Here is an 11,506-nt window from a genome sequence, read left to right as displayed (position 1 = left end):
CGACGGCGGGCCCTGAGCTCACGAGGACGCACCCCATGAACCGCATCGCATCCGCGCTGGTCGCAGCCCTTCTCCTCACTGGCAGTGCGCAGGCCCAGGGTTACGGCCCCCGTCCCACGCGCGTGGAGCGGAGCGAGCTGCGCGATGACCGCCGCGACCTGGAGGACCTGCGCAACCTCCTGGCCCGCTTCGACGCCGCGTGGCGCAGCCGGAGCGAACGGCAGATGGCGAACGTGGAGTTCAGTCTGCGCAAGCTCCTCCGTGCCGAACTGGCGGAGAGCGAGCGGGAGCTGTCCAAGGACTGGGCGCAGGCGCGGCGGACCCGGCGGGATGCGCGCGTGGCCCAGTGGGGCGGCCCCCGGGCGACCATGTGGGGTCGCGCCTCCGCGGCCGACGCCCGGAACGACCTGCGCGCCGAGCACGCCGCGCTGCGGACCCGGAAGGCCATCGCCCGCGAGCTCGATGAAATCGAGGGCCTGCGGCAGCCCGGAGCCCTGAGCTACAAGCGCACGCTCATCCTGGAGCTCATCCAGGTGGCGGAGCGGGAGCTGAACCAGACCCGGCGGGAAGTCCGTGACGACCGGCGTCCCCACGGCCGGCGCCACTGAGCGCCCGCCGCGAGACCCCGCCCGCCAGGTCCGGCGGCGGGGTTACTCCGCCTTCTTTGGCGCGGTGGCGGAGCCCACCACGCGGCGCATCGGGTACAGCTCACCCGGGGTGATGGCGCTCAAGTCCCGCCGCGCCGCTGGAAAAGAGTGAGCCCGAGCAGGGTGTCCTCCTGCCCGGGCTCGGGGTGCTGCCATGGATGAGACCCGCACGTTTAAGTTCCTGCCTGCGGTTGAGACCTCGGGTCCTGCGATTGAACGACCGCCGCGTAAGGGAAAATGGAGCGGCGGGCTGGAATTGCACCAGCATCACGAGGGAGGGGGCGGGAACGGTTGATCGGGCCTGCGACAGCGAATGCTGAGTCTGGAGTGAGAATTTGAGTTTGGGGTGCTTCGCGCGCTCGTGATGCCGCCTGCCTCTACCGTGATTGGGCTACCCCGCCGCAGGTGGTGTTGAATGGCGGGGGCAGGGCTCGAACCTGCACTGGGGGACGGCCGGAGAACGCTCGGCGTGAGGTTGCTGCTGAGTTTGAGTCTGGACTCCAAAAGGTCTGCGGCTGTGATTCTAGCCGAACAGGTAGCCGAGGAGGGCCTCGCCGGCCTTCATTTCCTCCACCTCGACGGCGTTCGCCTCTTCGCGGGCGAACTTGACGGCCTGCTGCAATTTCTCCACGCGCTCCAGCAGGTCATTCATGCGCGTGGCGGGGAGCGCCCCCGAGAACTTCACCGTCTTCCAGTAACCGACGACGATGTCCTCGTAATAGACCTCCACCTGGGCCGGGTGCTTCTCGGTGGCCTCGGACTTCACGTGGTTGCGGGGGACCTTCTTCGTCTTCGCCGTCTGCACGGGCTCGGTGGCCCACAGGCCCTGCGCCGGGTCGGGAACCCACGACTCCGACGGGTCCAGCGTGGGCAGCTTCTTCACGAAGGTGTGAAGGTCCACCAGCTGCTTCTCCAGGAAGAGCAGATACGTGGCGGGAACACCCTTGAGCAGGACCCGGCCATCCACGCGCACGTCCGCCTTCGCGTGACAGTTGGTGAGGTCCTTGGTGGCGGTGACGTCGAAGAGCCGGGTGAGAATCTCTTGCGCCTTCTTGAGGACGTCTTGCGTTCGTACCTGCACGCGGGTGGACTCGGGGGGGAAGCGCTCACCCTCCTCGTCGCGGGGCTGATACGTGCGGGAGATGCCGCTGAGCAACTGCGGCTTCTGGAGGTCGTGATGGGCCTGGGTCAGCTCTTGCTGGGAGCGGTTCTTGACGCCCTTCTCGACGGCGATGATCTGGTTCAGCTTCGGCATGACGGTACTTCCGATATTTCTGAAGAGTGGGTTGTCGCCCTCGACGCAGCATGGCGTCTCGCCCTGACATGCAATGGGGGATTCAGGCCTTTCGGGGAGTTCAAGAGGGCAGCGAGCCGCCGGGAGTACGCTCCGTCCGCAGTTGGCCCGGTGAGCCGGACGCCCGGGCCTCGTCCGTCGCAGTGTGTGCGTCCATGGGGGTGAGCCCTCATTCATGACGTCAGCACAGCGCCGCGCCCGGAAGGTCGCGCGGAAGGAGACACGCGTCATGACGGAGCAAGAGGCCTATGTGAAGCAGATGGACGCGGAGAAGCGGAGGCTCGACGCCCGGATTGCCGAAACGGAGGCGCAGGCAGACGTCCGCCAGGCGAGCGACGAGCTCAAGGACATGTCCGGCATTCGCCGCGTCTTCGACCAGTTCCGCATCAAGCTGGAGGAGCTGAGCAAGCGGCAGACGCAGAACTTCGACCAGGGCAAGGCCGAACTCCGGAAGTCCTACGACGACACCAACCAGGCCGTCATCGAGATGGACGCCAAGATGGCGCTCGTCCGTGCCGGCTACGAGCGCAAGCGTGAGGCGGAGCTTCGAGCGCTTGGCGCACAGGTGGATGGTTGGGAGGCGTCCGCCGCGCAGTCCCGGGCCGAGGACTCACGGCTCACGCGGCAGGAACTCCAGTTCATCCGTCGCTCGCTCCAGGACACGGAGTCCGCGCTGCGCCGACTGATGAGCAGCCATGGTGAGAACTGGTCGAAGCTGAAGAAGGACTTCGAGGACTCGTGGCGAGAGCTGCGGGAGCGCTCCGACAAGATTCGGGAGGGCGCGGACGTGCAGCCGTCCTCTCACGCCTGAACCTGGACGGTACGAGGTCCGGACCGGGTGAGGTCCGGCCTCGCTCCGGGATTGCGTTAAGTCTTCCTGCGAACGTACTCCCAAGCTTCGATGAGCCTGCGCGTTTCTTCCTGCGCCAGGGCCTGCAGCTTGGGGCCGAGCTGCGCGACCTTGTCCGGATGATACTGGGCCACCAGTGACAGGTAGGCTCGCCGTGCATCCGTGAGCGGGGTGCCGGGCGTGATTCCCAGCACCTCCCAGGCAGACGCCACCGGTTCCGGTTCAGGCGCGCGGGGCGCTTCGGTGCGAGGCTCCGGTTCAGGCTCAGGCTCCTCGTCAGCCGTGTCGTCCGCGTCGTCGGCGTCCTCGGCGGTGTCCTCGGCCTCCGCTTCTTCCTCCTCCTCGGGAGGCTCGGCGGGAGGCGCGGGCCGGTCGAAGCCCACGCCGCAGGTGGTGCAGAGGAGCCGCTCCTGGGGCTCGCCGGAGGGGGATGGAACCACGCGTGTGTCGAAGCAGTCCCCACATACGATGTTGCGGCACGACTCGCAGCGCGCGGCGGAGGGGGCATCGTCCAGGTCCTGGCCGCACCGGAGACAGTCGTCTGGCAGGGGGGCCTCTTCGCCACACCGCACGCAGTGGGCCCACGCGCGGTCCAGGCGGTGCTCGCACTCCGTGCACTCCAGGTCGCCACCGCTCGCGGGCTCCCAGTGCTTCGTTTCTCCGCACCACGGGCAGTAGGGCATCAGCCACGCCAGCTTCCCGGTGCAGTCATCCGCGTCGCAGTCGAACTCGAGCCGGTAGCCCTGGGCCACGGGCTCGGGCGCGTTGGCCTCGTCGAAGGACTCGCCACATGCCCAGCAGTGATTGAAGAGCGGGTGTGAGGGTGCCTCGCACGCCACGCAGACGGGGTTGCCGTGCTCGGCCTTCCATTCGACTTCGTCGCCGCAGCCGGGGCAGAAGCCCATGGCCTGCGTGACGTCCGGGTGCTGGCAGGATGACCTCGCCGCGTGGGCGGCCCGCTCGCGTTGTCCAGGCGGGGCGGGGAACGGAGGCTTGATGCCCCGCTCCGTCAGGTGCTCCCACCAGCAGGCGCGGCAGATACGGCCCCGGGCCTTCCGGTTCTCGTGGCCGGGCGCCACCGGGCGTTGCCGGAAGTCACCGGCCTCCAGGACCTGCGTGCTCAGGCACACCTGGCAGACCGTGTCGCCGCAAACCTCGCAGCTTCCCGCGAGGCGGCGGACGCCCAGGCCCAGGATGCCGGCGGTCAGCACCTCCCTGCAGCACGGGCAGGCTCGCATGGACTTCTCTCGCGGGATGGCCGGGCCGGGTGGGGCTCGGGTTGCGGGTGGGCCTCACGCATGCCCCATCCGGCCGGCCAGGTCCAGCGCGCTTGCTGACAGCCCTGTTCGGTGAACCCAGGGAAAAGAGGATGGCGGTGGGTTGGGGGAAAAGCCGGGGGAGTGGCTTTCGAAGCCGCGTGGACGCGCTTAATCCAGGCTATATCCAGGGTTTGGGACGTCTTCGCGACGCGCCCGTGCCCTCTACACCAGGACGAACCACGTGGCCGGAAGCAGCCTCCTCACCCTGATTGATGACATTGCCAGCCTGCTGGACGACATCGCGGCGATGACGAAGGTCGCGACCCGAAAGACCGCTGGCGTGCTGGGGGATGACCTCGCCCTCAATGCCCAGCAGGTCTCCGGCGTCAGCGCCGACCGCGAACTGCCCGTCGTCTGGGCCGTCGCCAAGGGCTCGATGGTCAACAAGGCGATTCTGGTGCCCGCGGCGCTGGCCATCAGCGCGCTGGCGCCCTGGGCCATCACCCCGCTGCTGATGCTGGGTGGCGCCTTCCTGTGCTTCGAGGGCTTCGAGAAGGTGGCCCACAAGTTCCTGCACGGCAAGGAGGAGCAGGCGGCGCAGAAGCAGGAACGCATCAATGCAGTGGCGGACCCGTCGGTGGACCTGGTCGCCATGGAGAAGGACAAGATCAAGGGCGCCATCCGCACCGACTTCATCTTGTCCGCCGAAATCGTCGTCATCTCGCTCGGAACGCTCACCGCCGCGACCTTCGGGATGCAGGTCGCCGTGCTGACGGGCATCGCCCTCCTCATGACGGTGGGCGTGTACGGCCTGGTCGCGGGCATCGTGAAGCTCGACGACGCGGGGCTCTACCTGATGAAGGCGGAGGGCGGGATCAAGCGGAGCCTGGGCCGGGGCATCCTGGCCACCGCGCCGTACCTGATGAAGGGGCTCGGCATCGTGGGCACGGCCGCCATGTTCATGGTGGGCGGCGGCATCCTCACGCACGGCATCGCGCCCCTGCATCACTTCATCGAGCACGCGACCGCCGCGGTTGCGGCGGTGCCAGGCGTTGGCGGACTGCTGGGCGCGCTCGTGCCGTCTCTGATGAACGCGGTGGCCGGCATCATCGCGGGTGGCCTCATCGTTCTGCTGGTGACGGGCGCCACGCGGGCGTTCCAGTCCGTGCGGGCCAAGCCGAGCTGAGCCAGTTTGCCCCTGCGTGCCTGAGTGTTCCGGGCACGCAGGCGGCGCTTCACGCGTTGGACGTCATGCCGTTTCGTCCACCTTCACCACGAGCTTGCCGAAGTTGCGGCCTTCCAGCAGCCCGACGAAGGCCTCGGGCGCATGGTCGAGCCCGTTGACGATGTCTTCGCGGTAGCGCACGCGTCCCTCGCGCACCCATGCGCTCATGTCCCGGTAGAAATCCGGGAGCTGGCTGACGAACTCCGTCTGGATGAAGCCTCGCAGCGTCAGGCTCTTGGAGAGCACGTCGCGCATGACGAGGGGCAGGCGGTTCGGGCCCTCGAAGGGACCCGTGCTGTTGTACCAGGCGATGAGGCCGCAGACGGGGACTCGCGCGAACGGATTGAGGAGCGGGAAGACGGCGTCCCAGACAGCGCCGCCCACGTTCTCGAAGTACACGTCCACGCCCTTGGGGCAGGCTTCCTTCAAACGCTCGGCGAAGTCCGGAGCGCGGTGGTCCACGACGGCGTCGAAGCCGAGCTCGTCACGCACGTACGCGCACTTCTCCGGTCCGCCCGCGATGCCCACCGCGCGCGCCCCCTTGATTCTGGCCAACTGCCCCACCGTCGCGCCAACAGGACCGCTGGCCGCGGCGACGACCACCGTCTCACCGGGCTGAGGCCGTCCAATCGTGAAGAGGCCCGAGTAGGCGGTGAATCCCGGCATGCCGAGCACGCCCAGCGCGGTGGAGACTGGGGCGGCGGCCGGGTCGAGCTTGCGCAGACCTTCACCCTTGGACAGCGAGTAGGTCTGCCAGCCCGAGTAGGAGAGGACGATGTCGCCTTCCGCGTAGCCCGGGTGTCGGGAGCGGACGACGCGGGCGACGGTGCCGCCGACGATGACCTCGCCCAGGTCCAGTGGGCGGGCGTAGGACTTCGCGGTGCTCATCCGGCCTCGCATGTACGGGTCCAGCGACAGGTACTGGACCTTCAGCAGGAGCTCACCTTCGCCGGGCTCCGGTACGGAGACGTCCTCGATGCGGAAGTTCTCCCGTGTGGGCCGGCCTTCGGGCCGGGATGCGAGCACGATTCGTCGGTTGGTCAGGTCCCTCAACGGATTCCTCCCTGGCAAGTGCGGCTTCCCTAATGAGCGTGCCGTGGAGCGTCAATCGAAGTGACCGAAGTGACGTGCCCATACCGGTCAAGCGCGTGAGCGCTGCGCATGGTGCCCGGCTGGCTGGAATTCTCGCGGCGCCCCTTGCATGAGCAGCCTGTACGGGGGAAGACGGATGGATGTCATGGAATCCTCGCGTCATGAATTCCGACCCACGAGGGCGGGAGCCGTCAGACGTCCTACGTGAGCTTCGGCGGCAACTGGGGCCTGGAATCGGGCGCCGCATCCTGTTCGCGGTGTTTGGCCTGTTCCTGCTGGTGGGGCTGATGACCAGCTACGCCCAGGTGGAGCCGGACGAAGTGGGCGTCATCCTCCGGCTGGGGCGCTTCGTGGGAACGGTGGAGCCGGGCCCGCATTTCCGGATGCCCTTCTGGGTGGACCGCATCGTGAAGGTCCCGGTGCAGCGTCAGCTCAAGGCGGAGTTCGGTTTCCGCACGGAGGCCTCCCGCTCGCGCGTGGGCTCTGCCTATGCGGCGGAGACATCGGACACGAAGCGCGAGTCACTCATGCTCACCGGTGACCTCAACGTCGCGGTGGTGGAGTGGATCGTCCAGTACAAGATCAAGGACCCGTACAAGTACCTCTTCAAGGTGAAGAACGTGGAGGGCATGCTCCGGGACATCTCCGAGGCCTCGATGCGGGCCGTCGTGGGAGACCACTCGGTGAATGAGGTCCTCACCACGGGCCGCCAGGCGGTGGCCACCCAGGCCAAGCTGTTGCTCCAGGACCTGGCGGACCGCTACGAAACGGGCGTGGACATCCAGCAGGTGGTCCTCCAGGACGTGAACCCGCCCGACCCGGTGAAGCCGTCCTTCAACGAGGTGAACCAGGCCATCCAGGAGAAGGAGCGCGTCATCAACGAGGCCTATGCCGAGCTGAACCGCGTCATCCCCCGCGCGAAGGGCGAGGCCGAGGAGGCGCTGCGCAGCGCCGAGGGCTATGCCATTGAACGTGTGAACCGCGCCAAGGGTGAAGCGGACCGCTTCGCTCGCGTCTACGAGGAGTACCGCAAGGCGCCGGACGTCACCCGCCGCCGCATGTACCTGGAGACCGTGAGCCAGGTGCTCCGGAGCGCCGGGCAGAAGGTCGTCTTGGACGAGTCCGTCAAGGGGCTCACGCCGCTGTTGAACATGCAGGCGACCGACCCCGCGGTGTCCGGGAGCGCGAGCCAGACGGAGGGCCGCCGATGAGCCGCCTTGTCATTCCCCTTGGCGTATTGGCCATCCTGGCCGTGGTGCTGGGCTTCTCCGCGACCTACACCCTGAGCGAGCACGAGCAGGCCGTCATCACCCGGTTCGGCGAGCCGAAGGGCGCGTCCGTCGTGGACCCGGGGCTCCACTTCAAGATGCCCTTTGTCGACACGGTGAACCGCTTTGACAAGCGGTGGCTGGATTGGCGCGGTGACCCGAACCAGATTCCCACCAAGGACAAGAAGTACATCTGGGTGGACACCTTTGGTCGCTGGCGCATCGTGGACCCGCTGCGCTTCTTCCAGCGCCTGCGGGATGAGCGCAACGCGCAGTCCCGGCTCGACGACATCATCGACGGTGAGACGCGCAACACCATCGCGTCCTTCGCGCTGATCGAGGCGGTCCGCTCCACCAACCGTCCCTTCGAGGACGACGAGTACACCGCCGAGACGGAGCGGGCGGAGTCGCTGGAGCAGGTCGCCCAGGGCCGGGACAAGCTCACTCGCCAGATCCGGCTGCGGGCCGCGGAGATCGTCAAGGAGTTCGGGGTGGAGCTGGTCGACGTGCAGATCCGTCGCATCAACTACGTGGACGAGGTCCAGGTGAAGGTGTTCGAGCGGATGATCTCCGAGCGCAAGCGCATCGCCGAGCGCTCCCGCTCGGAGGGCATGGGCCGCGCGGCGGAGGTCCGGGGCCAGCGTGAGCGTGACTTGAAGGAGATCCGCTCGGCGGCCTACCGCAAGGCCCAGGACGTCACTGGCGCGGCGGACGCCGAGGCGACGAAGATCTACGCGGAGGCCTTCGGCCGGGACCCGGAGTTCTACCAGTTCATGCGGACGCTGGAGGCCTACCCGGACGTCGTGGACAGCTCCACGTCGCTGTTCCTGGGCGGCGAGTCCGAGTTCTACCGGTACCTGCGCAGCAGCTCCAAGAAGTAGGCGGGAAGGGCGGGGCGTCAACGGCATCCTGGCCGCTGATGCCCCGCTTCCGTGCCGTACTTGCGGTGATTCGTTCCGCCGCGAGCGAGGTGGAGGACTGGCCTCACTCCGCAGGTGGCTGAGTGCATCTCTCCAAGCACCGCATCCGGCTGCCTGGTTGGCTTGGGCCATGAGGCGGCTGCTCCATCAAGGCGTTCACTCCCTCTGTTGCTCTGCGCCCGTTGGAGGGAGCGGTGCGGTGTCGGCGCTGTGGTGGAAGGAATCTCTGGGGCGCTGCTTCGTTCAGTGGCGCGATGCACGGGTCCTTGAAATGCAACGACGCACGCGACGCCGCGGCGGAGGCGCCTGGCGCCAGAGACGGCGTCTGGCAGCCAGGCTCCCTTCAACGGCTGCGCATCGCGCCGCCGTGGGCGCTTCTCCTGCTCACGTTTCTTACGGGATGCCCGCTCGCGGCGAACTACACCGATGAGGGCGGCCCCCGGTACAGCGGCGACCATCGGGAGCCGGGTACCGTCGCCTCCGAGGCGCCCGCTTCCATCACCGTGGTGACGTTCAACCTGTCCTTCGCCGAAAAGGTCACCGAGGCCATCACCGCGCTCTCGAGGCCTCCGCTCGCGGGGGCGGATGTCATCGCGATGCAGGAGATGGACGCAGCGTCCGTCGACCGCATCGCAAGTGAGCTGGGGTTGGCCTACGTCTACTACCCTGCCTCCGTGCAGGTGGACGACGACGACTTCGGGAACGCGCTGTTGAGCCGGTGGCCCATCGTCGCGGACCGGAAAGTCCACCTTCCTCATGACGACCCGTACCATCAGCGCCGCCGCATCGCGGTCCTTGCGACGTTGGACATCGGTGGGACGCTGGTTCAAACGGCCTCCGTGCACAACGCCACGCCCATCGTCGGGCTTGGTGGGCGGCTGGACCAGGCGGAGACCATCATCGACGCGATGGAGGGGACGGGACCCGTGCAGGTCATCGCCGGTGATTTCAATACCTCGGACCCGGGAAGCCTGAGGCAGATGGTGAAGCTGTTTTCAGAGCGGGACTTCCAATGGGCTTCGGAAGGCGTGGGAGACACGGTGGACTCCGTGATTGGCGGCCTCCCGCTCGACTTCGTCTTCGCCCAGGGGCTCGCTCCGCTGGAGCGCGGCGTGGACCGGCGCCCAGCGGGGAGCGACCACCATCCCGTCTGGGTGCGGTTCGCATGGCCCCCATGATGCGAGGCTTCGGCACACGGGCACTCTGGGTGGGCGGGGCGCTCGTTCTTGCTTCTGGCTGTCTGAGCGGTGCGCGGAACATCCGCGCCGCGACAACCCCCGTTGGGACGACAGAGGTCGGCGTTTCATTGAACGCGCTGGCCTTCGAGCGTGGGCGGGAACAGGCGTACCTCCCCAGCCCCGAGCTCACCTTCCGCAAGGGCGCTGGCGAGAACTGGGATTGGGGCGGCCGCCTCACGTTGCTGGGCCTGGAGCTTGGAACTCGGCACCGGCTCATCGAGCAGTCCCGGTGGACGTGGTCCGTCGCTCCGAGCGCGGGAATCTGGTACGTGCCTGTCACCAACAACTACACGGAGCCCGTCAATCTCCGGCTTGGCGCACAGACGCTGCTCGACTATCGGCTGAGCCGCGCGTGGACCCTGACCGGTGGCGCATCGTTGACAGGTGCCTTCGCGGGACCGCTCACCGCCTTTCAAGGGCGGTTCAATGGATCGAACCTGCTGCTCTCACCAGGGGGCTCCCTGGGGATCGGGTTTCGCTTGAGCCCCTCCTTCGAAGTGCGAGCAGAGGGGGGCCTCGAGTTTCCCCTGGGCCTGAGCGGTGGGCGCCGCCCGCCCACCGGTCATGCCGGGCTGACGTTCCGCTGGAGCCGTGCCGACCGCCGATGACGGTTTACGCACCACCAGGGGCTCCCGGAGAGACCCTGGTGGACCGCGATTCAACTCACTGCATGTTGGTGACGACCTGCGTCTGACACGTGACCGGGTCGATGGACGACTGGGTCTCGTCGACAGTGCAGAGGGCGCCGCCGTAGGTACCGAAGAAGACCTGCGCGCCGCAGGTGCCGGCGTTGTCCGTGACTTCCACGCGCCAGACACAGGTCTTCGAGCCAGCGGGATTCACCGGGTCGACCGTGTAGTAGTACTGCTGGACAACCGTCGGGGCGGGGGCGGGGGCGCCGACCTGGAACCCACCATAGGTGCCGGGGGGGACGGGGTGGGTGTTCCAGGTGCCATTGTACGTGCCCGTCAGGATCTGGATGCCCAGGGTGAGGTCGACGCCGGCCTGGTTGGAGACAAAGAAGTCCTCAACGGCAGGGCCGATAGACTCCACCGAGGGGCCCTTCCGCACGGGGAGCTGCACCGCGCCCTCACGGACGCTGACGTACTCACTGCGCTGGGTGAGGAAGTCGGGGAAGTCGAGTTCGATCTGTCCGGCGAAAGCGATCGACGGGGTGAGAGACAGCAGCGAGCCAGCCAGGAAACGCTTCACGTTCCTCGTCATGGACTACTCCTGTGTTGTTTGTGCGGGGTTGGCCGAAGCCGATTTCTTACTAGCACTGGTCTTGAATTTAATTCAAATTCAAACGAGAAAGACTAGCAATTCAGCAAGTGTGGATGATTGCGCCCTGGGCGTGGCGCACGTCATCGGGATGTCAGGCTAAGAGCTTCTAACAAATGTGAGGGTAGAGGCTGCGCAGGAGGATGACGCAGCAACTGAGGACGAGGAAGCCGAAGTGAACGTCGGCCCTGCGCTCGTCGCGGACGCGGAGTCGGCGGAACTGGTTCTTCCAGGCCTGCGTGCGCTCCGCCACCCAGCGGTGCCGGCCCAGCCGCTCCTTGGACTCCACTCCAGGACGAGCAATACGTGGGGCGATTCCGCGCCTGCGCAGCCCTCGCCGGTTCTTCTTGGAGGCGTAGGCCTTGTCACCATGAGCCTTCATCGGTCGAAAGCGTCGCTGTCCCGAGGGAGTCTTCACCGGAGGTATTGAGT

Annotated in this window: 13 protein-coding genes; 8 read left to right on the top strand and 5 right to left on the bottom strand. The window is 67.2% G+C overall.

What is annotated here, in order from left to right; translation table 11 throughout:
• Nucleotides 1-35 precede the first annotated feature (35 nt).
• Together BLU09_RS33370 and BLU09_RS38495 are read left to right on the top strand one after the other, a co-directional pair.
• Nucleotides 36-608 (top strand): hypothetical protein, encoded by a 573-nt coding sequence (locus BLU09_RS33370; RefSeq protein WP_244172253.1) that lies wholly within the window; start codon nt 36-38, stop codon nt 606-608.
• Nucleotides 574-759: a hypothetical protein gene (locus BLU09_RS38495; RefSeq protein ID WP_143043244.1), complete on the top strand. Its 186-nt coding sequence runs from the start codon at nt 574-576 to the stop codon at nt 757-759. The genes BLU09_RS33370 and BLU09_RS38495 overlap by 35 nt, the downstream gene beginning before the upstream one ends.
• A 411-nt stretch (nt 760-1,170) precedes the next feature.
• Here BLU09_RS38495 and BLU09_RS33365 read toward each other — a convergent pair whose 3' ends face one another.
• On the bottom strand, nt 1,171-1,902 hold the full coding sequence (locus BLU09_RS33365; RefSeq protein WP_090494785.1) for a DUF7873 family protein: 732 nt from the start codon (nt 1,900-1,902) through the stop codon (nt 1,171-1,173).
• A gap of 268 nt (nt 1,903-2,170) precedes the next feature.
• Here BLU09_RS33365 and BLU09_RS33360 point away from each other — a divergent pair, with 268 nt between their 5' ends.
• Entirely contained in the window at nt 2,171-2,752 is a 582-nt protein-coding gene (locus tag BLU09_RS33360; RefSeq protein WP_090494782.1) for a sll1863 family stress response protein, read from the top strand.
• A gap of 56 nt (nt 2,753-2,808) precedes the next feature.
• On the opposite strand, the gene BLU09_RS33355 is transcribed toward BLU09_RS33360, so the two are convergent.
• Nucleotides 2,809-4,029, bottom strand: a complete 1,221-nt coding sequence (locus BLU09_RS33355; RefSeq protein WP_244172252.1) for a J domain-containing protein — start codon at nt 4,027-4,029, stop codon at nt 2,809-2,811.
• A 262-nt stretch (nt 4,030-4,291) separates the two neighbouring features.
• Here BLU09_RS33355 and BLU09_RS33350 point away from each other — a divergent pair, with 262 nt between their 5' ends.
• Nucleotides 4,292-5,236 (top strand): DUF808 domain-containing protein, encoded by a 945-nt coding sequence (locus BLU09_RS33350; RefSeq protein WP_090494778.1) that lies wholly within the window; start codon nt 4,292-4,294, stop codon nt 5,234-5,236.
• Between the two features lie 63 nt (nt 5,237-5,299).
• Here BLU09_RS33350 and BLU09_RS33345 read toward each other — a convergent pair whose 3' ends face one another.
• Nucleotides 5,300-6,346 (bottom strand): NADP-dependent oxidoreductase, encoded by a 1,047-nt coding sequence (locus tag BLU09_RS33345; RefSeq protein WP_090494776.1) that lies wholly within the window; start codon nt 6,344-6,346, stop codon nt 5,300-5,302.
• Nucleotides 6,347-6,528: 182 nt separating this feature from the next.
• Here BLU09_RS33345 and hflK point away from each other — a divergent pair, with 182 nt between their 5' ends.
• The 4 genes from hflK (at nt 6,529) to BLU09_RS33325 (ending at nt 10,401) form a co-directional block, all read left to right on the top strand.
• Nucleotides 6,529-7,578: an FtsH protease activity modulator HflK gene (hflK, locus tag BLU09_RS33340; RefSeq protein ID WP_244172251.1), complete on the top strand. Its 1,050-nt coding sequence runs from the start codon at nt 6,529-6,531 to the stop codon at nt 7,576-7,578.
• Entirely contained in the window at nt 7,575-8,516 is a 942-nt protein-coding gene (hflC, locus tag BLU09_RS33335) for a protease modulator HflC (RefSeq protein WP_090494773.1), read from the top strand. Before hflK ends, hflC begins: the two co-directional genes overlap by 4 nt.
• A 305-nt stretch (nt 8,517-8,821) precedes the next feature.
• Complete coding sequence (locus BLU09_RS33330) at nt 8,822-9,733, top strand: endonuclease/exonuclease/phosphatase family protein (RefSeq protein WP_244172250.1); 912 nt, start codon at nt 8,822-8,824, stop codon at nt 9,731-9,733.
• Nucleotides 9,721-10,401 carry a hypothetical protein gene (locus tag BLU09_RS33325; RefSeq protein ID WP_244172249.1) on the top strand — a complete coding sequence of 227 codons (681 nt, stop codon included), beginning with the start codon at nt 9,721-9,723 and terminating at the stop codon, nt 10,399-10,401. The genes BLU09_RS33330 and BLU09_RS33325 overlap by 13 nt, the downstream gene beginning before the upstream one ends.
• Before the next feature lie 55 nt (nt 10,402-10,456).
• Here the strand turns inward: BLU09_RS33325 and BLU09_RS33320 are convergent, their stop codons facing one another.
• Both BLU09_RS33320 and BLU09_RS33315 read right to left on the bottom strand, forming a co-directional pair.
• Nucleotides 10,457-11,017 (bottom strand): hypothetical protein, encoded by a 561-nt coding sequence (locus BLU09_RS33320; RefSeq protein ID WP_090494768.1) that lies wholly within the window; start codon nt 11,015-11,017, stop codon nt 10,457-10,459.
• 166 nt (nt 11,018-11,183) lie between these two features.
• The coding region (locus BLU09_RS33315) for a transposase (RefSeq protein WP_341865194.1) at nt 11,184-11,506 on the bottom strand (323 nt) is incomplete at its 5' end.

Source organism: Myxococcus virescens (assembly GCF_900101905.1).
Lineage (GTDB): Bacteria > Myxococcota > Myxococcia > Myxococcales > Myxococcaceae > Myxococcus > Myxococcus virescens.
This window is presented reverse-complemented; position numbering and strand designations above follow the sequence as displayed.

Excerpts from the sequence above, each read along its gene's own strand:
- BLU09_RS33370 (WP_244172253.1), top strand. The coding sequence starts at position 36 with ATGAACCGCATCGCATCCGCGCTGGTCGCAGCCCTTCTCCTCACTGGC.
- BLU09_RS33365 (WP_090494785.1), bottom strand. The coding sequence starts at position 1,902 with ATGCCGAAGCTGAACCAGATCATCGCCGTCGAGAAGGGCGTCAAGAAC.
- BLU09_RS33360 (WP_090494782.1), top strand. The coding sequence starts at position 2,171 with ATGACGGAGCAAGAGGCCTATGTGAAGCAGATGGACGCGGAGAAGCGG.
- BLU09_RS33355 (WP_244172252.1), bottom strand. The coding sequence starts at position 4,029 with ATGCGAGCCTGCCCGTGCTGCAGGGAGGTGCTGACCGCCGGCATCCTG.
- hflK (WP_244172251.1), top strand. The coding sequence starts at position 6,529 with ATGAATTCCGACCCACGAGGGCGGGAGCCGTCAGACGTCCTACGTGAG.
- hflC (WP_090494773.1), top strand. The coding sequence starts at position 7,575 with ATGAGCCGCCTTGTCATTCCCCTTGGCGTATTGGCCATCCTGGCCGTG.
- BLU09_RS33325 (WP_244172249.1), top strand. The coding sequence starts at position 9,721 with ATGGCCCCCATGATGCGAGGCTTCGGCACACGGGCACTCTGGGTGGGC.
- BLU09_RS33320 (WP_090494768.1), bottom strand. The coding sequence starts at position 11,017 with ATGACGAGGAACGTGAAGCGTTTCCTGGCTGGCTCGCTGCTGTCTCTC.